Source organism: Psychrilyobacter piezotolerans (genome assembly GCF_003391055.1).
Classification (GTDB): Bacteria; Fusobacteriota; Fusobacteriia; order Fusobacteriales; family Fusobacteriaceae; genus Psychrilyobacter; species Psychrilyobacter piezotolerans.
Genome location: NZ_QUAJ01000035.1, coordinates 1 through 22,620, shown reverse-complemented (window position 1 = coordinate 22,620; position 22,620 = coordinate 1). Strand labels below are relative to the sequence as shown.

At 31.3% G+C, this 22,620-nt stretch carries 22 protein-coding genes; 3 read left to right on the top strand and 19 right to left on the bottom strand.

The annotated features are described in order from the left end of the window. Positions 1–325: 325 nt before the first annotated feature. The 7 genes from DYH56_RS13900 to lysA all read right to left on the bottom strand — a co-directional run bounded on the left by DYH56_RS13900 (position 326) and on the right by lysA (position 5,322). On the bottom strand, positions 326–622 hold the full coding sequence (locus DYH56_RS13900) for a YciI family protein (protein WP_114643481.1): 297 nt from the start codon (positions 620–622) through the stop codon (positions 326–328). Position 623: 1 nt separating this feature from the next. Beyond that, positions 624–860, bottom strand: coding sequence for a hypothetical protein (locus tag DYH56_RS15795; RefSeq protein ID WP_147269624.1), 237 nt, complete (start codon positions 858–860; stop codon positions 624–626). Positions 861–869: 9 nt separating this feature from the next. Further along, positions 870–2,411, bottom strand: coding sequence for a hypothetical protein (locus DYH56_RS13895; RefSeq protein WP_114643480.1), 1,542 nt, complete (start codon positions 2,409–2,411; stop codon positions 870–872). 218 nt (positions 2,412–2,629) lie between these two features. Next, on the bottom strand, positions 2,630–2,992 hold the full coding sequence (locus tag DYH56_RS13890; protein ID WP_114643479.1) for a hypothetical protein: 363 nt from the start codon (positions 2,990–2,992) through the stop codon (positions 2,630–2,632). Beyond that, complete coding sequence (locus DYH56_RS13885; RefSeq protein WP_114643478.1) at positions 2,993–3,259, bottom strand: hypothetical protein; 267 nt, start codon at positions 3,257–3,259, stop codon at positions 2,993–2,995. It lies immediately after the preceding gene. Between the two features lie 125 nt (positions 3,260–3,384). Continuing rightward, the gene (locus tag DYH56_RS13880; protein ID WP_114643483.1) at positions 3,385–3,747 is read right to left on the bottom strand and encodes an endonuclease domain-containing protein; all 363 of its coding nucleotides are present in this window, start codon (positions 3,745–3,747) and stop codon (positions 3,385–3,387) included. Positions 3,748–4,032: 285 nt separating this feature from the next. Further along, positions 4,033–5,322 carry a diaminopimelate decarboxylase gene (gene lysA / locus DYH56_RS13875; RefSeq protein WP_114643477.1) on the bottom strand — a complete coding sequence of 430 codons (1,290 nt, stop codon included), beginning with the start codon at positions 5,320–5,322 and terminating at the stop codon, positions 4,033–4,035. A 218-nt stretch (positions 5,323–5,540) separates the two neighbouring features. On the opposite strand from lysA, the gene murI reads away from it, so the two are divergent. Beyond that, positions 5,541–6,332: a glutamate racemase gene (gene murI / locus DYH56_RS13870; RefSeq protein ID WP_114643476.1), complete on the top strand. Its 792-nt coding sequence runs from the start codon at positions 5,541–5,543 to the stop codon at positions 6,330–6,332. Between the two features lie 1,047 nt (positions 6,333–7,379). Here murI and DYH56_RS13865 read toward each other — a convergent pair. From DYH56_RS13865 to ilvB, 5 genes are all read right to left on the bottom strand, one after another. Further along, positions 7,380–9,041 (bottom strand): peptide ABC transporter substrate-binding protein, encoded by a 1,662-nt coding sequence (locus tag DYH56_RS13865; protein WP_114643475.1) that lies wholly within the window; start codon positions 9,039–9,041, stop codon positions 7,380–7,382. A gap of 74 nt (positions 9,042–9,115) precedes the next feature. Continuing rightward, positions 9,116–10,321, bottom strand: coding sequence for a glycoside hydrolase family 10-like protein (locus DYH56_RS13860; RefSeq protein ID WP_114643482.1), 1,206 nt, complete (start codon positions 10,319–10,321; stop codon positions 9,116–9,118). A gap of 219 nt (positions 10,322–10,540) precedes the next feature. Next, entirely contained in the window at positions 10,541–11,500 is a 960-nt protein-coding gene (gene ilvC, locus DYH56_RS13855; RefSeq protein WP_114643474.1) for a ketol-acid reductoisomerase, read from the bottom strand. Positions 11,501–11,511: 11 nt separating this feature from the next. Continuing rightward, the gene (gene ilvN, locus DYH56_RS13850) at positions 11,512–11,997 is read right to left on the bottom strand and encodes an acetolactate synthase small subunit (protein WP_114643473.1); all 486 of its coding nucleotides are present in this window, start codon (positions 11,995–11,997) and stop codon (positions 11,512–11,514) included. After that, positions 11,994–13,703 carry a biosynthetic-type acetolactate synthase large subunit gene (ilvB, locus tag DYH56_RS13845; protein WP_114643472.1) on the bottom strand — a complete coding sequence of 570 codons (1,710 nt, stop codon included), beginning with the start codon at positions 13,701–13,703 and terminating at the stop codon, positions 11,994–11,996. Before ilvB ends, ilvN begins: the two co-directional genes overlap by 4 nt. Positions 13,704–14,420: 717 nt before the next feature. Between ilvB and DYH56_RS13840 the strand changes: the two genes are divergently transcribed. Next, positions 14,421–15,236 carry a CPBP family intramembrane glutamic endopeptidase gene (locus DYH56_RS13840; protein WP_114643471.1) on the top strand — a complete coding sequence of 272 codons (816 nt, stop codon included), beginning with the start codon at positions 14,421–14,423 and terminating at the stop codon, positions 15,234–15,236. A gap of 176 nt (positions 15,237–15,412) precedes the next feature. Beyond that, entirely contained in the window at positions 15,413–15,676 is a 264-nt protein-coding gene (locus DYH56_RS13830) for a co-chaperone GroES (RefSeq protein ID WP_114643469.1), read from the top strand. A gap of 481 nt (positions 15,677–16,157) precedes the next feature. Here the strand turns inward: DYH56_RS13830 and DYH56_RS13825 are convergent, their stop codons facing one another. The 7 genes from DYH56_RS13825 to DYH56_RS13795 form a co-directional block, all read right to left on the bottom strand. Further along, entirely contained in the window at positions 16,158–16,490 is a 333-nt protein-coding gene (locus DYH56_RS13825; protein WP_114643468.1) for a hypothetical protein, read from the bottom strand. A gap of 203 nt (positions 16,491–16,693) precedes the next feature. Beyond that, complete coding sequence (locus DYH56_RS13820) at positions 16,694–16,954, bottom strand: hypothetical protein (protein WP_114643467.1); 261 nt, start codon at positions 16,952–16,954, stop codon at positions 16,694–16,696. Between the two features lie 54 nt (positions 16,955–17,008). Further along, positions 17,009–18,145 (bottom strand): HlyD family secretion protein, encoded by a 1,137-nt coding sequence (locus tag DYH56_RS13815; protein ID WP_114643466.1) that lies wholly within the window; start codon positions 18,143–18,145, stop codon positions 17,009–17,011. Beyond that, the gene (locus tag DYH56_RS13810; protein WP_114643465.1) at positions 18,138–20,294 is read right to left on the bottom strand and encodes a peptidase domain-containing ABC transporter; all 2,157 of its coding nucleotides are present in this window, start codon (positions 20,292–20,294) and stop codon (positions 18,138–18,140) included. Before DYH56_RS13810 ends, DYH56_RS13815 begins: the two co-directional genes overlap by 8 nt. 108 nt (positions 20,295–20,402) lie before the next feature. After that, positions 20,403–21,074 carry a CPBP family intramembrane glutamic endopeptidase gene (locus DYH56_RS13805; RefSeq protein ID WP_114643464.1) on the bottom strand — a complete coding sequence of 224 codons (672 nt, stop codon included), beginning with the start codon at positions 21,072–21,074 and terminating at the stop codon, positions 20,403–20,405. Positions 21,075–21,257: 183 nt separating this feature from the next. Continuing rightward, positions 21,258–21,446 carry a hypothetical protein gene (locus tag DYH56_RS13800; protein WP_114643463.1) on the bottom strand — a complete coding sequence of 63 codons (189 nt, stop codon included), beginning with the start codon at positions 21,444–21,446 and terminating at the stop codon, positions 21,258–21,260. Between the two features lie 87 nt (positions 21,447–21,533). After that, positions 21,534–22,298 carry a CPBP family intramembrane glutamic endopeptidase gene (locus tag DYH56_RS13795; protein ID WP_114643462.1) on the bottom strand — a complete coding sequence of 255 codons (765 nt, stop codon included), beginning with the start codon at positions 22,296–22,298 and terminating at the stop codon, positions 21,534–21,536. Positions 22,299–22,620: the final 322 nt, after the last annotated feature.

Genomic DNA, 22,620 nt, shown 5'->3' with positions numbered 1-22,620 from the left:
TTATATACATTTTTTTATTCATTTATTTCCTAAAAGTAATTTTTCCTCTAAAAATTCTTTACCACCCAACTAAACTTCTTCTTTTTTACAAATATTCAAATTTATAATTTCCTAGATAATAAAAAAAGTCGTGAAACTCACGACTTTTTTTAAATTGATACTCCTACCTTCATTTCATCAATATTGATTTATTAAATCTTTCAGAACTTTCTCCTTGTTTTCCTCCAATGTCGCGATTTTTAAAATAAATGATATATAATCATTTATTTTAAATGCGAATAAAGACAGAGGATATAGCTAGAATAAAAGCCAGGAGGAAGTTCTCTTATTTTTGTTGAATTTCATCGGAAAGAATTACTAAGTCCCATTCAAACAACTCGCACCTATATAGGTTTCTTTTTATTAAAGGATCATTATTAGCAATTTCTTTTGCTTCTGTTAGGTCTTTGGCTTGAAAAATCATCATTCCACCATCTGCATTTGAGAATCCACCACCAATAAAATATCTCTTAGATGCAACCTCACTTAAATATTTAATATGATCATTAAAATCATCTGAATTAGATTCATTTCCTTCTATTTTATAATCAATCCTTGCAAATAGTTTATCCCCTTTTTTCATTTTAATACTCCTCCGCACAAAATTCAATAGCCTTATCCTTCATTTCATCAATATTTTTAAATTCGGTATATGTTCTAATTATTCCCTGTGCATATTTTTCTTTTGTTACCCCATTTGCAGGAGCGGTATTAAATTTACCTTCAAACTCTTCCAGAGATTTCACAGATGAATACCTCTTAAAAAATTCATCTGAAAGGAGATCTTCAGTAAAAATAGATCCTTTATTTATCGCTTTCAAATCATTTAATTAAGAAGTTATATTAAAATTAAATAAATTTAAAATAGTTCGAAATGATTTTAAAACATCCTGGAAATCAATTATTTTAATTTCATTATTTGTTAAATTAAGTGCAATATATGCTATATATACACTAATAAATGCAAGAATAGTTGTTATAGTTGTTAGTATAAGATTTCTTTGTGATATTTTATAATTTTCTTTAATTGTTACTATCTTTAAATTGTTGTCAATTATTTCTCCTATCTTATCTAATTCACTCTTTAACATCGTATATGACTTTTTAATATACTCTATCTTATTGGGAAAACTATCAATGGGAAATTTTTCATGTTTAGAGATAAATTTTCTATTAAAAAAATTTAGATTAAATTCAGTGTCTTCATCATGAATTGTTCCTAGAATACTAGTCAATATTTTTAAATGTCCTTCATAAATTAATCTGATTTTCAATAATTTTCTATAGTTATATTTAGATTTTGAGAATAATTTAAAAGCATTATTTCTAAAATTTGAAATTTCTTTTTCAGAATTATTAAGAAATGCAGTCCATATTAAAACTGGATATAAATAACTTGTAACCTCTTCAGACAAAGACATTAAATAAGATTTTTTGTTCAAAATTCCCTTTGGAAATGTATCGATATTACTAATTATAGAATGATTGTTAAATTCAGATTTTTCAGATAAAAATAATTTCCACTTTCCATTTTTTTCTGAGTTCCCATTAATTTTTTTTACTCCAAGAGGAGCCAAATAATACCTAGAATTCTCATCTTTAAGTTTAATATTTGTATTAAACATATTAAGAGATGGTGCTAAGATATTATTGTTTGTAAAATATAGTGGTATAAATTGAGATAAGTACTTCAAAATCCTAAATTTTAATTCATTAATTTTGTCTTCAAGTAGGATCTTTTTGGTTCCTTCGTTACTTGTTGTTTCGTACCCCCAATATTGAGGTTGGATAATTTTATTTAATCTAGGCCAATTAAAGCACCCTTGACTTCGAATTTTATTTAAACATATGGACTCAATTTCTTCTACCATCTTATCAGAAGCGTTTACATCAACTGAAATAGCAGTTAGTGATCCTGAAAAATGATGTGCACTCAACTCTATGCTATCAACATATTTACTTAAAGGATGATTTTTAGGAATATTTATTGGTCCGATATTTGACCAGCCCCTAAGATTGATAGATGTGGAAAATTTATTAATGCGTTTAAGTGCTTTATTTTTGTCATATGAACTAAAGAAAGGAGATTTTGTTTTTTGAAATAATTTTGAGATTCCTTTTTCAAATAAACCTAGCTGTTCTTTTTCAATCATTTCAATTATATTTATCGAAATTAACTTCATTTCAACATTATTATTAGTATTTTTTTCAAATGATGGGCTTTCACGTAAAATTCTTTTAGATAAATTTTTTTTAGATAAAGTATTTTTAGGGTATTTTTCACAAATTAATATTATTAATTGAGTTAATTTCAGTCGTATTCGTTTATCTAAAGGATATCTATTTTTTGAATGGGGATTTAATATTTCCACTAAAACACTCCTTTAATTATAATTTTTTACATGTCAAAAATTATTGGTTTCATCTTCTCCTACTCCTCCGCATATAATTCAATAGCTTTATTCTTCATTTCATCAATATTTCTAAATTCGGTATATGTTCTAATTATTTCCTGTGCATATTTTTCTTTTGTTACACCTTTAATTGTAGGTTTGCTCGACATTTGGTGATTCAACGAATGGTAAAAATATTAACGATTATAATATGCAATCTTTGATTGTGTTTCAAAAGCTTCCATCGCTTCTATTAATTCATCCTGAGCTTCTATTATTTCTTTTAAATTTTCCAAATAAAACTTACAATTTTTACAATTTTCAGTCTGAAAATAATGTAGACAATCTCTATCATTGTTTTCAATTAAACAGGGAGCCTTTATTTTTTGTTGTAATTCATTTTTTTTAGTTTTCCAAATCTCATTTAAAAAATGTATTGTACATTTAGCCATTAAAGTATCATTATGTGCACCATGATCAGCTTTTTCTTCATACCGATCATTTATTTTTTTATTTAAATTATATTTTTTTAAAATATCAAAATATTTTTTCATATTCATTTAATCCTCCTCCGCATAAAATTCAATAGCCTTATCCTTCATTTCATCAATATTTCTAAATTCGGTATATGTTCTAATTATTTCCTGTGCATATTTTTCTTTTGTTACCCCATTTGCAGGAGCGGTATTAAATTTACCTTCAAATTCTTCCAGAGATTTCACAGATGAATACCTCTTAAAAAATTCATCTGAAAGCAGATCCTCGGTAGAAATAGATCCTTCATCCAACATTTTCATAACACCTTTAATTGCAACTTTACTAGACATTTAGTACCTCCATTTAAAAATTAAAATTTTAATAAAGACTAATTCCACAGACAGCTGACTTATTCTTTTGTTAATACTATTTATTCCCCCGTCTTTTAGAAAGAAGGGGGTTAGGGGGAAGTTCTCTACAACTCCTCTATACTTTCTTTTATCCTGTCGATTACATTTTCAATATTTTCTTCTATTTCTTTATTATCAAATCGTACTACGGTTAGCCCTAACGAGATCAAAAAATCATTTCTAACTTCATCATATTCTACCCCTTCCCTCATATGATGCTGCCTTCCATCAAGTTCGACTATTAATTTTAGTTTAGGGCAATAAAAATCAACTATGTATCTTTCAATACCATATTGTCTATGAAACCTATAACCCAATATTTTTTTATTCTTAATTCTCTCCCATAATAACCTTTCATGTTGGGTCATATGTTTTCGCAACATTCTCCTAGTTTCTTTATTATATAATTTATTAAATATCTTTGGCATAAGCATCTCCTTGAACATTTAAAAGACCTCTGAACTTCCTCCTTGTTTTCCTCCTTCTTTCATAAAGACAGAGGATATAGTTAGAATAAAAGTAGAACATTTTACATCTTTCACTCTCACTTTCTCCTTCTTTACTAAAGAAGGAGAATCAGAAAGAGGAAGTTCTTCTCCCACAAATTAATTACTAAAGATATTACTCTTTTTTTTAAAAAATTTCAATTTTTATAAAACGAAAAAAGGTGACTCCTGTATCCTACAGGAGTCACCTTTTTCATTTAATTTTTTCTAATAGACGTCATTTCTTATTAAATCTTCATAACTCTCTCTTTTTACCATAAGTGCTGACTCCCCGTCTTCTACCATAACCACAGCAGATCTGGGAATCTTATTATAGTTGCTTGCCATGGAATAATTATATGCTCCTGTACCAAATACACATAAAACATCTCCCAATTCTGCCCTCTGCAATTTAGTATCTTTCATGATTAAGTCTCCGGACTCACAGCATTTCCCTGCTACAGTTACCAGATTTTCTTTGGCTTCCAAACACCTGTTCCCAATTGTTCCGCTGTAGACAGCCTGATACAGAGCCGGTCTTATATTATCTGTCATTCCCCCATCGATAAAATAATAGTTTTTTCCCGAATAGGTAGTCTTTAACCCCTGTACCGTATAAAGGGTAGTCCCTGCATTGGCTATCAGGGATCTTCCCGGTTCAATCTGAAGTTTTTTAATCCCTAAATTACATTCTTCATTTATTTTTTCTATAATCCTTACCTGTTCTTTCAGGCACAGCTCCAAATCAATGGGCTCATCTCCCTCTGAATAATAGATCCCGTATCCTCCGCCTAAATTCAGGGTTTCCACTCCTATGCCTTCTTCAACCAATCCTTTTATATACTCGGTCATGACTTCAGCTTCCTTTAAAAAAGAGGTCACATCAAATATCTGGGAACCTATGTGGGCATGGAGTCCCTCAAATTTTATCCATTCACTCCCATGGATTTTTCTTATGAGTTCTTTCGTCTCCTCCATGAAGATAGATTCCCCGAATTTCGAATCAAACTTAGAAGTCTGGATATATTCATGGGTATGGGCATCTATCCCGGGATTTACACGTAAGATTGCATTTGTCTTCACTTGTTTTTTCTCACATATATCCTCCAACAGTTCAAATTCCAAATGATTGTCCACTATGATGGTTCCTACCCCATATTCTACAGCCATCTCAAGTTCTTCTATGGATTTACTGTTCCCATGAAAATGAGCTCTTTCCATGGGGAAATCAGCCTTTAAAGCCGTATATATTTCTCCTCCGGAAACAACATCTAAACATAGACCCAGTTCCTCCACTATTTTACACATCCCCACAGTTAAGAATGCCTTGGAAGCATAGGCTACCTCGGTCTTAAAAATTCCGGATTTAAAACTTTCTTTTATTAATCCTGCCTTTTCCACTATATAATTTTTATCTATCACATAGAGGGGAGTTCCATATTCTTCTCTTAATTTTTTTACGGATACTCCGCCAATTTCCAAAATGCCATTCTCGTTTATTTTTTGAGTTCCAAACATAATATCCTCCCATCTTTCAATTAATTTTTATAGTAAAATTGTATCTTTTTTCCCTTTTAATGTAAAATATAGATATTATATCCCATAAATACTTATCATCAATTTCAGTATATATAAATATACTGAATATATATTGAATATTTATTATTTATATCGTTGTAATATTATCTATATTCAGATATACTGTTTAAAATATAAATTTTATCGAGGAGGTTCTTATGAGAAATAAACTGCCCATTGGGATATTCGACTCAGGAATTGGAGGTCTTACCATCCTGAAGGAGATCAGAAAAATTTTACCCAGGGAAAACATCATCTACTACGGGGACTTTAAAAATACCCCCTACGGTATTAAGACTGCCTCAGAAATCCAAAAACTAAGCGAGAATATCGTCAAGTTTATGATTCAAAATCATTGTAAGGTAATTATCATAGCCTGCAGCCTTATTACGGCAGCTTCCCTGGAATATTTAAAAGATAAATACCCCGTCCCCATCATAGGAGTTGTAGAAGGAGGGGTAAAAGCCGCCCTCTTAGAAAGTAAGAACAAAAAAATAGCCTATATTGCGAATCCTTTTACCGTAAAAACTAAAATTTATGAAAAAACCTATAAACAGTACTCAAAAGACGGATCCATCAATGGAATTCCATGCAAGAAACTATGTGCCTTGATCGAATCGGGATGGAAAAATCACCCCCACCGTCTGGAAGTTTTGAAGGAATGCCTGGATAAGATTCCAAAAGGTACCGACACCCTTATTCTAGGAGGAACCCACTATCCCCTCATAAAGAAGGACATAAGAAAATTTTTCCCTGAAAAAATTGTGGATTCTTCCAGGGAATCTGTGTTTGAACTCTTAAATTTACTCATTTCCATGGATCTTTTCAACAAAGAAAATAAAAAAGGAAATGTTGATTTTTGTATCAATGGAGATACAACCCTTCTTTTAAACAGACTTCCGGAAATATTTAAGGAAGAATTTACAAATATTTTTTCTGTAGACTATTAGAAATCTAATTTTTTATAGATTAAAGCAATCTCTCAACACAGAGCCACAGAGAACACGGAGAAATTCTTTTCTTCTTTTTGTCACGAATTGCACGAAGGGTATATGAGTATTAAATTTTCTTATAACTAGAAAAAAATTTAAATATATAAATTTCTACTGCTACAGCACAGAAGTTTCTCTTCTTTTTGCTTAAGACCTCTAATCCGAAGTTTATAGTCGTCAAGCTACCACGGTAAATATCTGGCGAGTTTCGTCGCCCCAGCTATGCCCGTCAGGCACCCCACTAAGAAACGGGGATCACTGGCACTTGCTAGCAAAGATAATTAGAAACTTCTTGACCTTCTTTCGTCTATTTCTTGTGTCAAGACAAGAAATAGACCCGTATCAAAGGCGGAAACTTTGGAATCTAATGGATATACAACTATTAAATATATTTTTAATTTTAAATGAATATTGAAAAGAAGGTTCTAAGGGTGCCACCCTTAACTGGCTCTATTTACTTTTTATCTGAAAAAGAAATAGAGGAAAGAAAAGCAGACTTTTTCTAAATGATGTTATAGGGGCAAGTCAGAGCTAATGTCCGTCTTTTTATAGCTACAGTCCTCGTTACACTGCTGAACTTATTCTGTTTGACGACTAAGTAAGAAATTTACTGCGAAACTAGGTAACATCTAGAAAAAGAAGTGAAATTCAAAAAAATAAAAGCTATCTTTTGACTTTGAATTTTGAAGTTTATAGTCGTTGAGCTTCAGCTGTACTGTTTCTACAATGACGATCGTGACTTACTTACTAAGACAAGATGGTTTTAGCTTCGGTTTCTCTTACGAAGAGAAACCATAAAAAGGAAGAGTAAGAAACCTTCTTGACCTTCTTTCGTCTATTTCTTTTCGCATTTTTATTTTTTTTAATAATATTAGAGAAAATAAAATACTCGCGACATCTGAAACAGAGTCAGTTAAGGGTGACACCCTTAGATTTATAATCAAAAAGAGACTTAATCCTTCTGGGTCAAGTCTCTTTTTTCATCTTATTTATTTTAAATTTCTATTATTCCTGTATTTCTGCATTCCCGAAATACCAGGTTCCCAGGATATCCCTTTCCCAGTTTTTTACCTTGTCTTTAATCATCACCACACCTGTATAATAATAAATCGGCGCTATAACTGCCTGATCCATCATTATTTTTTCAGCGCCATAGAGTTTTTCATCCCGGGCTTCCCCGCTGACTACCTTGGATTCCTCAATTAAGTTTGTAAATTTTTTATTCTCTGGAAATTTACCATCTTCTGTGGCTCTCCACTGGGCATTATTATTTCCCGAATATGAAGTCCACATATCTAAAAATGTCATCGGATCGTTATAATCTCCTAACCATACAGATCTCATCACCTGAAAGTTCCCCATACTTCTTGTAGTTTTAAATACTGCCCATTCCTGGTTAGCCAGGGTAACATCTATACCTAAATTTTTCTTCCACATATCCTGGATCGCTTCTGCTATGGCCTTATGGGATTCACTTGTATTATACATAAGTTCCACCGGAGGCATCCCCTGACCATTTGGGTATCCTGCTTTAGCCAGATATTCCCGGGCCAGCTCTATATTTGCTGTTGTAGACATACCGTAATCACCGGCTGCAGCTCTAAAATCATTTCCTTTGGAATCTATCAAGCCATTGGGGACAAATCCTGTAGCCGGCATCTGTCCTGCCTTAGTTATCTGGTTTACAATAGCTTCCCTGTCTATGGCAAGTGACAATGCTTTTCTTACATTGATATCATTTGTAGGTACCCTGTCTACATTGAATAGATAGTAGTATGTTCCCAGATACGGCAGGGTTTTAAAGGTCGGATCTTCCATCTGCCTTTTGGGAATTTCCTGCACAGGTACCTGGCCGGATATAACATCTATCTCGTTGTTGTCATATGCTGTCAGTACAGTGCTTCCCTCTATAATCATGGTCAGCACCATCTTTTTTAATTTTATATTTTTCCTGTTCCAGTAGTTTTCATTGGGAGTCAGTATAATCTTATCATTCATCTTATATTCCGATAGGATAAAGGGACCATTCGATACTGTTAATTCAGGATCCTTTGCCCATCCCTCGGGTTTTTGATCCACTATATCCTTTCTTACAGGCATATATGTAAAAAATGTCACTAAATTTAAAAAATATGGTGTAGGAGCTTCTAAGGTTACTTTTAGAGTATGTTCATCCACTGCTTCTATCCCTACATCTTCCCTATTTCCATTCCCTTTAAAATAATCCTGCCCTCCTTTAATATAATAAAGCTGGTAAGCGTATTCAGAAGCTACCTCTGGATCCAATCCCCTGAGCCAGGCATATTTGAAATCTTCTGCTGTCACTGGTTTACCGTCGGACCATTTCACATCTTTTTTCAGATGAAATGTGTATACGGTCTTGTCTTCAGAGACTTCCAAAGATTCTGCCACTGCCGGCTGAGGTTTCCCTGATGCGTCATTTCTCATTAACCCTTCAAAGGTATTGTTGATCACCATTGCACCAGATGAATCGGTATTTAACTGCGGATCGATCGACGGGGGGTCCGCATCCAGGTTAAATCTCAATACCTGTTCTGCTTGTTTTTCCACTGCTCCTCCTTCCCCTTGATCTTCTTTTTCCTTTCCTCCGCATCCTGTGAACAACAACATTATTAAAACACTTAAAACATACATAATTTTTTTCATCTTTCCCCCTTGTAAAATTTTTTTATTGATAAAATTTATCCATTGTATAACAAGCTGTCTGGCTGTATCCCCTTCTAATTTGGAATTTCAACCCTTTCTTTATATATTGTTTTTTTCATATTTTCTTTTATCTCCATGGGGTTATCTATGAGGGAATCTATATTAAAATATATACTTCCTCCTACCTCATCTACCCCCCTGTTATATCTCACCTGATTTATAAGTTCACCCGGATCTTCCCACCCCTTGGTTCCAACCTTGTAGGCTGCCTGACCAATATATAATTTTACATTGGTTCCCCTCACTTCATCGGCCCACCAATTAACCAAGGTATTATATTCAGCTGCTTCATATCCCTGGTTCCAATAGATCTGCGGGACAATATAATCTATCCAGCCTTTATCTATCCATTTCCTGGTATCTGCATAGAGGCTGTCATAGTTAGTTAGCCCTGCCTTTGTTTTTGACCCGCTTTTATCCATATCATAATTTCTCCATACACCAAAGGGGCTGATACCGAATTGAACATCTGGTTTTTCTTTTTTTATCCTGTCATTCAAAGTTTTTATAAATTTATCTACATTATCTCTTCTCCAGTCAGCTGCTATGGAGAAATCTTTTCCGTATTTTAAATATGTCTTCCAGTCAGGCAGTTTTTCTCCCTTAACTGGATATGGATAAAAATAATCATCCATATGCACCCCATCTATATCATAGTTTTTTACCACTTCCATGATATTATCTATACTGTAGTTCATAGCTTCCGGAATTCCGGGATTGTAGTATAATTTACCTCCGTATTCAAATATCCACTCTGGATTTAACACAGCCGGGTGGGTGGGTACAGGGATATCCTCTTTTTTCAAAGTTACCCTGTATGGATTGAACCATCCATGAAATTGCAGATTTCTCCTGTGAGCTTCCTCTACCATAAACTGCAGCGGATCCCACCCGGGAGATACCCCCTGGGTACCTGTAAGGTACTTTGACCACGGCTCAAAGGAAGACGGATAAAAAGTATCAGCAGCAGGCCGGATCTGAACTACTACAGCATTCATATTCATCTCTACCGCTTCATCCAATAATTTTATAAACTCCTGCTTTTGAGCTTTCTCGGCCTCTTTCCCTGTTCCTACAGTTTTAGGCCAGTTTATATTCACAATACTGGCTATCCAAACTCCCCTGAATTCAGCCCTTTCTCCCTCTTTACCGGCTTTTTTATCTATTCCGCTGCACCCCGCTAATATCAGCAGAAATAATATACTACAAAATTTCTTCATCTCTATCCTCCCTCCATCTGCTGCGACGCAATATTTATATTTTCTAATTTTCTTTCCTGTATAATTCTCTGCCTCCGTGAACAAGATCTCTCTTTTTTCTATATCTTTCTACCATACTATAAGTATTAGATTTTTTTTAGGAAAAAGTCAAATTAAAATAAAATCTCTATCCTAATAAAAGAGCAGGAGTTTAAATAACTCCTGCTCTTACTAGATTCCTTATTTTGAAAACACCATCTTTCTCATTTTCGATCCCACTTCCTCTATCTTAGAATCAGAATACTCAGCTCTTTCTTTATTCATAAATTTATATCCATTTTCTGTCTCTTCTATAAATTCTTTGGCAAATTTCCCTCTTTGAATATCTTTTAACACTCCTTTCATCGCTTCCTTACTTTCTTTTGTAATTATCTTTTTACCGGTTATATAGTCTCCATATTCAGCTGTATTTGAAATAGAATCTCTCATTGCTGCAAATCCTTTTTCATATACCATGTCTATTATCAGTTTCATCTCATGTACACATTCAAAATATGCTACTTCAGGATTATATCCTGCTTCTACCAGGGTATCAAATCCTGCCTGCATCAATTCCGTTACTCCTCCGCATAGTACAGCCTGCTCTCCGAATAGATCAGTTTCAGTTTCCTCTTTGAATGTAGTTTCGATTACTCCGACTCTTCTTCCTACACCATTTGCCCAGGCATGGGCTATATCTCTGGTATCTTCACTTATATCATTATGCACCGCTGCCAAACATGGTACACCATGACCCCCTTCAAATATCTCCCTTACCATATGTCCCGGCCCTTTAGGAGCAACCATAAATACATTTACATCTTCTCTCGGTGTGATTCTTTCATAATGGATATTAAACCCATGGGCAAATCCTAAATAAGCTCCACTCTTTAAATTTTCTTCAATCTCAGATCTGTATAATTCTGGCTGAGCTTCATCTGGAGCTAGGATCATTACTACGTCGGCTCCTTTTACAGCTTCTCCTACAACCGCTACTTTTACACCGTCATTTTCAGCCTTTTCCCATGATTTTGATCCTTGTCTAAGACCTACGGTTACATCCATTCCTAAATCATGAAGATTTAATGCATGTGCATGCCCCTGACTCCCATATCCAACTACCGTTAATCTTTTTCCCTCTAAAAATTTTATTTCTTCCATCTTCCTACCTCCTAAAGTTTAATTCCTCTGTGCATAGCACTTATCCCGGTTCTGGCTGCTTCCAATATTCCAAACTTATCCATGACACCTATCAATCCTTCTACTTTATTTGAATCTCCGGTAAGCTCTATAATAAGCGCCTCATGGGAAATATCTATGATTTTAGCTCTGTAAATCTCGACTATTTTTATTATTTCTAAGCGGGTTTCAGAGTTGGATTTAACCTTTATCAGTGCTAATTCTCTTTTTACTACATTTTTTTCATCCAAAATTTGTACTTTTATTACATCTATAAGTTTACCTACTTGTTTTCTAACCTGCTCAACAAAACTTTCATCCCCAATAACTGTGATCGTCATCCTAAAATATTCCTTTTTTTCACTCACTCCGCAGGTTATTCCATCTATATTAAATCCCCTCTTTGAAAATAACCCTGAAACTTTAGATAATATCCCCGGCCTATTTCTCATAATCACTAAAATTTGATATTTTTTCATAACTCCTCCTCGGACATAATCATCTCATCTACCGATTTCCCTCCAGGTATCATAGGGAACACATTCTCTTCCCTGGATACGATACAATTAACCAGAGATGACTTCTTTACAGAAAATGTTTTTCTCAGAAGCTTATCCAGTTCTTTAGGAGTATCTACAATGTGGGAATCTATTCCATATGCCCGGCCGAGCATTACAAAATCGGGATTTCTTTCTAATTTTACAAAGGAATGTCTTTTTTCATAAAAAACCTCCTGCAGCTGTTTCACCATTCCTAAAAATGAATTATTTACAATAATTATTTTTATGTCTAAATTATATTCAGAGATAGTCATGAGTTCCTGTGAATTCATTTGAAATCCCCCATCTCCTACTATGGCTACGACCTCCCTGTCAGGATTAGCTAATTTTGCTCCTATGGCTGCTGGCAGCCCAAACCCCATTGTACCTGCTCCTCCTGAAGTTATGATACTGTTAGTTTTGTTAAAATTATAATATTGTGCAGTCCACATCTGATGCTGGCCCACATCTGTGCATACAATCGCTTGTCCATTAGTCAGTTCACTTATTCTGGAAATAAGATATTGGGGTACTATATAATCTGTGGAAAAATTCCTGTCTAACGGGTATTTATTCTTCAGTTCCATTATCCTATTCATCCAGGTTTTATTTTTCCCCTCTGCTTCATATTTTAAAAGAGCTTCCAAAACTAAGTTTACATCTCCAACTATATGAAGATCAGCATGTTTGTTTTTATCTATTTCTGCCTCATCTATATCCACATGAATTATCTTTGCATTTTTACAAAACCTGTGGATATTTCCTGTCACCCTGTTATCGAATCTCATCCCCAAGGCTATTACAAGATCTGCTTCATCAACAGCATAATTTGCATAGGCTGTCCCATGCATTCCCAGCATACGGAGGTTATATTTATCTTCTGCTGGAAGAATCCCTAATCCCAAAAGAGTTGTTGTTACCGGTATATCAAATTTTTGAGTAAATTCTTTCAGTTGATGGGAAGAATTCGACTTCATCACTCCGTTACCGGCTAAAATTATCGGCCTTTTGCTTTTTTTTATCATCTCTATAAACCGATCTGTTTCCTTTTTTTTGGGTTTTTTATAGATGTATTTATAGTCTGAAATTAAATTATATTCACTGCTGCAGCCTCTCTTAAATTTTTCATAACTCATTTTACTCATCTGGATATCCATTGGAATATCTATAAGTACAGGTCCCGGTCTCCCATTTGTTGTTAAATAAATTGCTTCTCTCAATAAATCAGGCAATTCTTCTATTGAACGCACAAGGTAATTATGCTTTGTAATGGAATCAGTTACCCCTGTTATATCAAGCTCTTGAAAAGCATCTGTCCCCAAATTATTAACGGACACCTGCCCTGTAATAACCAGCATTGGTGTGGAATCCATATAAGCTGTCATCAACCCGGAAACCGTGTTAGCCGCTCCAGGCCCTGAAGTAACTACACAAACTCCTGTTTTCCCGCTGGATCTGGCATATCCGTCAGCGGCATGAGCTGCTCCCTGCTCGTGCCTAGTTAAAATATGATTTATCTTTTCTTTATAAGAATGAAGAGCATCATAAATAGGAAGTACCGAACCTCCCGGATATCCAAATATTGTCTTTAAATCATGATCCTGTAGAACTTCTAAAATTATTTCTGCCCCGTTTATTTCTCTCATTGCCTTCACCTCCAATAATTTTTTTAAATTATTTTTACCTGTATATCTCAATATTAAGCTAAAAAAAAAGGACAGCTGTGATTATAGCTGCCCAACCTGGAAAGAGGTTTATAAACCTTCCCTAAGTTTATTTATTTTTATAAAAAAAAGCAGCTAATAATATCAGCTGCCATCATAAGTTATACTTTTCCCGCTTTTTCTAAAACAGGGTGTTCAAAAGCATATAATTTTCCTAATATTATTTTTTAAATCTATTCAATTGATTGCGGTTTAAGTCCAATAGGACTAGCAGCAATAATAATAAATTCATAAATAAAACATTAGTTAAAATCATATTCTCTTCCTCCTCTTTTGTAATTAAGAAAGATAATACCAGTTAAATATTTTTATGTCAACACTTTTTTTGTCCGAAAAATAAAAACACCTGTACCAATTAAAAGAATTTCAGTTCTACCCCTTATTCTTACTGGATAGACTAAAAAACAAAATAATTTAAATTTTTTTATTTTTTTTTAGTACTTTTCACTATTTTGTCTGCGGTTTTCTTTGAATTTTGTCCGCGATCAATTTACCCTTTCATTCCTTAACATTTAATTAATTTTGTCCGTTATTTTAATTTAATTTTAATAATTTTAAAATATGTAGTACACTTAAAAAGATCAAAAATATTTAAAATATTAAATAATAAAATTTATTGTATTTAATGGGAGGAAGAATATGGAGCAAGATGATTTACTTATAATAAAGGAAAATAATAGTTTAAAAAAATTTAGTTTTTTTAAATTTATAATAATTCAGTTTATTTTTTTAGTTAGTTTTCAAATTATTTTAGGAAGTTTTTTCACCAAATTTTTTTCAAAATATAATATAATTTTTTTTAAAGATATTTTTGTAAATCTAATTTGTCTTTTTATTGTCCTATCTTCTTTTAAATTTTTTTTAAAAAGAAAGCAATTAGATATTAAAAATATCTTCGGTATATTTTTAATCCCATGGAAAGAAATTATATTTTATAGTTTATTATTTTTAACAATAGAAACATTATTATTATTAATTTTTCATAATAGTTCAAATAGTGAAATAGTTAGTTTTTACGAATTTTTCCCTATAGTATTTGTAATTCCTATTATCGAAGAAATTATTTTCCGGGGAATTTTGTTAAACAAACTAATAGAAAAAATTGGAGTAAGAAAAGGAATTTTATTAACAACACTTATTTTTATTAGTCTCCATGGGTATGTTGGAATATACATACTTACAAGTAGCTTTTACTTAAGTTATATTTATTATAAAACTAAATCATTGTATGCTTCAATAGCTTGTCACGGTATTCAAAATGCTATATTATTTATAATGGATTCTATATCTACTAGAGTTCCAATAGTTAGAGATAACTTTTTAAATTATAAATTATATTTTATAGCTTTAATTATTTTAATTAGTCCATTAGTTATATTTTGTATAAAAAAATTATGGTGTACTTTAAATGATAAAAAAGAAAGTATTTATATGTATAATTCTATTAATAAATAGAAAGAAACACCAATTAGGATCTAGTGCTGAAGGTCATGTAAGTCATATTTTAGTTTCTAGAATGAGTTCTAGACCACAAGGTTGGAGTAGAGAAGAATTGAAAGCAATGATAATACTAATTTTTTTATTTTAGTGTATAATAAGAAATATTAAAAAATTATACATGGAGCTGATTTATGAATATTAAACCAATTGGAAATAGAATATTAGTGGAACCCTTAAAGATCGAAGAAAAAACTTTTAGCGGCATCATCCTACCAAATTCCGGGGAAGCAGCATCTTCTGATACAGGAATTGTTGTGGCCCTTGGAAATATTGAAGAAGAAATCGCTGTGGGAGATAAGGTGTTTTTCAGACCTCATTCCGGGGTAGAAATACCCGATTCAGATAAGAACTTTCTTATCCTGGAGATGGAAGAGGTCCTGGCTGTAATAGGGTAAAAAGTAGCTGGCTTTGGCCAGCTTTTTTTTGTTTCAAATAATTTAGTATAATATTTCTATGATTTCTAACAATAAAATTTTAAAACAAATCATCTCTAAATATTTTTTTCAATATTGGAGATTGAATAATCATAAATTTCCTAAAGCACAAAGAGATGATATCTTTGATAAGGTCAAAAGGTTTTAGATTGTGGTGATTTGAACAAAGGCTTCTCTACTTTCATCGCCCGGAATGAAAAAAGACATTTGATATTTATCTAATTGAAAGGGGATATGATTTTGAAAGTAGGAGGGGGAAGATTTAAAAAAGGCTTTTTTGCATATTTTTTTACTTTATTCTGGGATTCTATCAGCATACATAGCAATAATTTCTTTTTTCCATAAAAAATAGCCTCCTTTAGTAATATTATTACCATAGGAAACTACTTCTTCATATTTTATTTACAGACTTTTTGGATAGTCCCATCTATGATTTTAAAGATTATTTATAATATTTTTTTTCCAAACTAATAAAACTTACTATAAATATGAGTAAACTAATCATCCCTAAAGTATGTAATGTTTTCTCCAAGGAACCTTCACTAAAACCATCTGTTCCAATGATGCATCCTATTAAAAAAATATTATATAATGTTTTCTTTTTTTCCCCAATTTTATACAGCAAATAAACTATAAACGTTCCAAGACCAACCATTAAAAATGTAACAACATCGTAACTTTTAGGAATAATCCCAAATTTTACTCCTTTATATATTGCAAAAATTTTTAATAAAACTAATGATAATAAAGAACACCAGATCATTGTTTTTTTCATACTCCCTCCTTTTTTTATACTTCCTTAGAATTGTCCTTTAGAAGAGCTTCTCGATATACTTATGAATACAATTGTCCATAATAATAGAAAAATTATTTTAGAGGTAACAATTACTTATGGATTATTCCTGTGAAAATTGATATGGATTTCTGTTTCTTTTTTAAAAGATTCATTTTTTATATTGTATTTTTATACCAACTAACTTAGTCCCTATCCCTATGTTTATCGCTACCAGTATCCTTATTCTCACGTCTCTTCCTTCTATTCTCATTTCTCATCCTCTGCTCTGCATGAAAATCACGAGAAACTCTATCATAACCCTCGTGAATATAATGCACTGCTACGGCTCCAGCGAGCCCCCTCCATCCTGCCTCTAAAGCTGCAGAAGCAGCGCCTATAACATCATTTCTACTCCATTCTCCCCCATTAACTTCTAACATTTCTTCTTGTGTTAATTCTTTCATTTTGTTCCTCCTATTTTTTTTATTTGTTGCTATATAAAAGATTTATAGCTAAAATCATTCATTCATAAAATTTAATTTTTCTAATATCACTCTCAAGATACTTTTTTGAGTTGTGACTATTCTTATATCACTAGTCATACCTATTTTTAAGGATTCTCGATCTCCCTGATTATTTTCTAATATTTCCCTATCAATTGTACCTTCCATACGAAAGCTCCCTTTATTTGATGAATCAGGGGATATTTTAACTACTTTTCCCTTTGAAATACCATATTCCTTATAAAGTAATGAATCAATTCTGTATTTTATTAACTGCCCTACTTTTATTTTAGAAATATCTTTATTTGCAATATCTACTATCATCTTTAATTTAGAGCCCTGAGGGACTATATCTAATACCTTTTGGTCTTTAGGAATATAATCTCCCTTGTTGAAAACCTTGCTACACTGTATTGTCCCTGTTATAGGAGCTTTAACACTGCCTTTTTCTATTTGATTTTTCAGATCAATGTTTTCTTTAATTATATTTTCTGTTTTTTCCTTTAATGTAAAGATTTTATTGTTTATTTCAGATAAGAGCTCTGCATCACTCATCTTATAATTATATAAAGCTTCCTCATAAGCTCTCCGATATTTCTCCAAATCCATCTCACTGACATAATCTGAACCAAGAGCCTTATATTTTAAATACTCCATCTTGGCTGCCCTGAGGATAGCTTCTAATCTTTTATCTTTATATTTTTGTTTTTGATAGAGGTAATAATATTCATTATCTTTATCTTTAAAGAAAGATTTTTTAGCGACTAAGCTTTCTTTTAATGTAGCTAAAAAATAGATTTCTTTCTCCTCTTTACGAAGCAAATCACTATTTTTCAGATAATTATTTTCAAGAATAAAGGTATCTATAGAATATAATAGATCATCTTTTTTTACTTTTTTCCCATCCTGATAATTTACTTTTGTAAGGTTCCCTTCAAATTGATTTAAAATACTGCTTATTTTTTTTATTGGTCTTACTACACCTCTTGATTTTACTAATATGTCAATATTAAAAAAATATGACCAGGTAAGCAGCAGAATAATCAGACTGGTTAAAAAATAGATATAAAATATCATCAAACGTAATTCTTTTCTAAAAAAATAATCTGTTGTTAGTTCATATTCCTTTATTGTCATCATTTTTTTACTCATCCGCTACACCTACTTGAAGTTCCCAAAATCGCTTATAAACTCCTGTTTCTATTTTTAAAAGTTCTCTATGAGTACCGGTTTCGACAATTTTACCACTAGATAATACTATTATTTTATCAACTTTTTTTATTGTTGCTAGTTTATGCGCCACTAATATAACCATCTTTCCTTTACTGTACTCTGAAATTTCTCTGTTTATTTTCTCTTCCGTTTCTACATCGAGATTACTTGTTGCTTCATCCAGTATTAGTAGATCTGAATCTTTTAAAAATGCACGAGCTAATGAGATTCTTTGTCTTTGCCCTCCAGAAAGGTTAGAGCCCCTTTCACTTATTCGCATATTATACTTTAAAGGATCTTTCTCGATAAATTCATCTATACATGCTTTTTTACACGCTTCCATTACCTCTTCATCACTTTTATCTGAAAAACCAAATTTTAAATTTTCCATAAGGGTACCGCTGAATAAAAATGTTTCTTGGGGAACATATGCTATTCTTTCCCTAAAAGTTCTTAGATTATTCTCCTTTATATCACAACTATCTATAGCTATCTCTCCGTTAACGGTTTCATAATATCTCATCAATAATTTTATTAAGGTACTTTTCCCGCTTCCACTCTCCCCGACAATGGCCAGCGTTTCTCCGGAAGAGATCTTAAAATTTATATCTGTCAGTACATTTTTCCCGTTGCCATATTTAAAATCTATATTTTTAAATTCAAGAGTTCCTTTTATATTTTCTTTATCTATACCAGTTTGTTTTTCAGTTTCAATATCTAAAACTTCCCCTAACCTGTCAGAAGCTACATGGGCTTTTTGCGTTACAGGAATAAGGTCTACAAAATTTCTTATGGAATCAAAAAATAACCCATAAAGAGTATTAAAAGTTAATAGTTGTCCTATACTGATATTTCCTTTTATTACTTCCAAACCACCTATAAAATAAATAAAGTTCCCTGAAAATATATTTAATATACTCTCTATAAAATCAGATATCATTCCAACTTTCTTATTGGTAAAACTATCTCTTAGTAATTTCAAAAATTTTTCTTCGTATGTTTTTAAAGACTCTTTTTCTCCTCCTAATGCTTTTATAGTTGGAACACCGTTTAAGGATTCAACTAAATAAGATTCCAGCTGAGAATGACTTTCCATTACTTTTCTATGATATTTTCTAAAAGGTTTTATAAAAATTAAGATGGTTATTGTATATAACGGAATAAACATTAGAGCCATTACAAAAAGTTTTATATTTTGAGCTAGAAGAAGCCCTCCAACTGCAAAAATCATCACGGAGTCTATTACCACAGTAAAGATTGTATTGGTCAATGCACTCATTACACTACTTCCATCACTTATTCTTGAAGTTATCTCCCCTACTTTCCTGGTTTCAAAAAAAGATAGTGGCAGGTTCATTACATGTTTATAATAATCCAGCATTACCCCTGAATTTATTTTCTGTCCCATATAAAATATTATATAGCTTCTAAAAGTTCCCAGTATTAATTGAAATATTTTTAAAATAATTAACCCACCAGTAAAGGTTATAAGTGTGTTTTTTAGATGATTGGCTAAGATATCATCTATCAAATATTTAAAATAAAAAGCTCCTAACAACCCTAGAAATGTATATATCAGAGTCGCAACAATAATATGAATTATAAGACCTTTATTGGGTTTAATATACTTAAAAAATCTTTCAAAGATTCCCTTTTTTTCATCCCCTTCCTCAAATTCAGGAGATGGCTTCATAAAAATAATTATTCCAGTCCACTGCTTTAAAAAATCATCTATCTTTTGTTTTAAAAGGCCTTCAGCTGGATCTGCTACCACTACTTTATCTTTTGTAATTTTATACACCACTACATAATGAAGTAAACCGTCTTTATTGAGATGAGCTATAAAAGGAGTTTGTAATTTTTCATTAAAATCTTTTTCTTCTCCACGAACTGCCTTCACATCAAACTTTAACTTTTCTCCTGCTTCTTTCAACCCTAGTACATTAGTCCCTACTAGATTGGTAGAAGCATATTGCCGTATCTTCCCTATGGGGATTTTCAACCCGTAATATTTACTGATCATTGCTATACAGGCCGCTCCACAGTCCATTGTATCGTGTTGTAATATGCAAGTATGTCTCTTCTTCATAGTTCTCCTTCTATAAATTGTCCAATTTCTAAAATGATCTCCTCCATCACTAACATTTCTTTATTTTTTAATCCTTTCATTTTTTCACCCGTGATATAAAAAGAATGCTTAAAATTTAAAACTATTTTTTTCAAGTATAAAAATTTGATATAATTTCCTTAATATAAACGGTAATGCAAATATAAACAGAAAAATCATTTTATTTGGTGAATCACCAGAAATATAATTAATTTTTGGGAAAATACACATGAAATTAGAAACACCATGAATAAAGCTAAAAATAATACATGTTGTTAAAACAGCTACTTTAAAACCGTACTTAAAGATTAAATTTTTTAAGAGGACCCCTCTAAAAACGGTTTCTTCTACCACAGCAGGAAAAATAGTAATGGAAATAGAAAAAATTAACCATCCTATATAAGTTTTGTTATAAGGTCCTATATTTTCAGTGACTCCAGAAAATTTTAAATTAGTATAGGTCGATAAAAACCATAGTATAAAATTACCTGAAATAGAGTAGATTATACTGTAAAATAAGACTTTAAGAATTTTTAAAAATTCTAATTCTCGTACTTTAAAATTAATATCTTTTAATAACCCTTTTTTTAATTGAAAATAAAAAAGTAAAACTAAAAAAGTTGTTGTATCTGCAATAATACTTATTAAATCTTTATTATTAAGGATCATATTACCGATAAAGACACTAATAAAAATAAAGACAAAAAATAATAATAAGGTTATAAAATTAGATGCTTTTTTTCTTTCTATAATTTGTTCCATAATTCCTCCAATAATTTATGACAATAGAAAAAAATAGTTAATATTATTCAACTATAAAATTCAACTTGTCTTCTGCTTCTTTCAATTCTAGTACTACCAAAAAGGTCTAACTCTTTTTTCTTTCTTAAATTTTATAATAAAAATGTCCTCTTTTATTTAAGAGGACGCTTTTATTACAAATAATTAACATGCACCTTCATGACTAGGCCTCTCTCTAGCCCTATCTTTGGCTCTTTCTTTTCTCTCTTTTCTATCTTTATTAACCTCATGAGCTTCCCAAGCTCTATGAGCTGTTTCCCAACCTCTTTCGACCCAGTCTATCCAGTGACCTCCGTTTACCTCTAGCATTTCTTCTCTTGTTAATTCTTTCATCTTTTACCTCATTTTAATTTATGTTTAACCTTTTTTTAAGATTTACTTTAGAATATTATTTTAATTAAAACAAATTTCAAAAGATCATTATTTAGAAGGTAAAAATTTATACATTCTAAAAAAATTATAAAAACAAAATATTAAAGAAACACCTCCTAAAAGATTAAATAATAAACCTTCTGTTTGTGTAAATAATATATTGTTTGTAAAAAATAAAAATGTACCTGTTAAATTATTGATTATATGAATAAAAATGGAATTCCATAATGACTTTGTTTTTACATAAATATATCCAAAATAAAAAGCTGAACCTGAAATCAAAAAAATAATTCCTGGTGCTCCGTGAGCTAAAGCAAATAAGATACTAGAGATAAGAATTATTGTTAGATAAGAATTATTGTTAAACACTTGAAAAATAACGCCTCTAAAAAAAAGTTCTTCAAAAAATGGACCTATTAATACAATTATAAATAAAGAGAACAGGGATTTTTCAAGAATAGCTGGATCACTGTTATCAATAAAAGAACTTAGTTTAGCTGATAAAAAAAAGTTTCCAAATAAATAAATAAAACTCCAAAAGAATATTTCTTTTTCTAAAGATATTTTTGAAAAAACTGTTTTTAATTTTAATTGTTTAAATAGAAAAGAAACTAATAATATGGAAAAATTACCCAAAAGAGCCATAATTTTTATTTGAAAATTTCTATCTTTAAATTTTAAAAGCGGTTCCAAAGAACTTCGTAAAAAAAATGTCAAAACAAATCCAAGAAGAACAATAAAAAATAAAAATAAAAATCTAATTGCTATATTATTTTGAATTTTTTTTTCTTTTAATTGGTTGATCCATTCCATTTTTTTCTCCTTTTGAATTTTTTTTAACCCTCTCCTAAGTGTTACTCTAGTATATTATCTTGTTAAAATTGATTTCCCAACTTTTTTTTAAAAAAACACAAAAACTGAATTTTAAGTTTCTTTTTATTCAGTTTTTACCATAAATTGAATATTGTTTGTAAAAATTGAATTTTTAATATAAAATATTAGCACTTTAGACTAACTATATGAAGTCAAGTAAAAATAATTGATTTTTTTTAAAGTCAAGTTTAAAAAAAATGGCATTACAAAAAAAGGTGCTAAGATTTTAAATTTTTTAAAAGTTAACTGCAGATGAATTTTT

Coding starts and splice junctions, on each gene's coding strand:
- DYH56_RS13900 (WP_114643481.1), bottom strand. CDS start 622: ATGAAAAAAGGGGATAAACTATTTGCAAGGATTGATTATAAAATAGAA.
- DYH56_RS13890 (WP_114643479.1), bottom strand. CDS start 2,992: ATGAATATGAAAAAATATTTTGATATTTTAAAAAAATATAATTTAAAT.
- DYH56_RS13885 (WP_114643478.1), bottom strand. CDS start 3,259: ATGTCTAGTAAAGTTGCAATTAAAGGTGTTATGAAAATGTTGGATGAA.
- DYH56_RS13880 (WP_114643483.1), bottom strand. CDS start 3,747: ATGCCAAAGATATTTAATAAATTATATAATAAAGAAACTAGGAGAATG.
- lysA (WP_114643477.1), bottom strand. CDS start 5,322: ATGTTTGGAACTCAAAAAATAAACGAGAATGGCATTTTGGAAATTGGC.
- murI (WP_114643476.1), top strand. CDS start 5,541: ATGAGAAATAAACTGCCCATTGGGATATTCGACTCAGGAATTGGAGGT.
- DYH56_RS13865 (WP_114643475.1), bottom strand. CDS start 9,041: ATGAAAAAAATTATGTATGTTTTAAGTGTTTTAATAATGTTGTTGTTC.
- DYH56_RS13860 (WP_114643482.1), bottom strand. CDS start 10,321: ATGAAGAAATTTTGTAGTATATTATTTCTGCTGATATTAGCGGGGTGC.
- ilvC (WP_114643474.1), bottom strand. CDS start 11,500: ATGGAAGAAATAAAATTTTTAGAGGGAAAAAGATTAACGGTAGTTGGA.
- ilvN (WP_114643473.1), bottom strand. CDS start 11,997: ATGAAAAAATATCAAATTTTAGTGATTATGAGAAATAGGCCGGGGATA.
- ilvB (WP_114643472.1), bottom strand. CDS start 13,703: ATGAGAGAAATAAACGGGGCAGAAATAATTTTAGAAGTTCTACAGGAT.
- DYH56_RS13840 (WP_114643471.1), top strand. CDS start 14,421: ATGGAGCAAGATGATTTACTTATAATAAAGGAAAATAATAGTTTAAAA.
- DYH56_RS13830 (WP_114643469.1), top strand. CDS start 15,413: ATGAATATTAAACCAATTGGAAATAGAATATTAGTGGAACCCTTAAAG.
- DYH56_RS13825 (WP_114643468.1), bottom strand. CDS start 16,490: ATGAAAAAAACAATGATCTGGTGTTCTTTATTATCATTAGTTTTATTA.
- DYH56_RS13820 (WP_114643467.1), bottom strand. CDS start 16,954: ATGAAAGAATTAACACAAGAAGAAATGTTAGAAGTTAATGGGGGAGAA.
- DYH56_RS13815 (WP_114643466.1), bottom strand. CDS start 18,145: ATGAGTAAAAAAATGATGACAATAAAGGAATATGAACTAACAACAGAT.
- DYH56_RS13810 (WP_114643465.1), bottom strand. CDS start 20,294: ATGAAGAAGAGACATACTTGCATATTACAACACGATACAATGGACTGT.
- DYH56_RS13805 (WP_114643464.1), bottom strand. CDS start 21,074: ATGGAACAAATTATAGAAAGAAAAAAAGCATCTAATTTTATAACCTTA.
- DYH56_RS13800 (WP_114643463.1), bottom strand. CDS start 21,446: ATGAAAGAATTAACAAGAGAAGAAATGCTAGAGGTAAACGGAGGTCAC.
- DYH56_RS13795 (WP_114643462.1), bottom strand. CDS start 22,298: ATGGAATGGATCAACCAATTAAAAGAAAAAAAAATTCAAAATAATATA.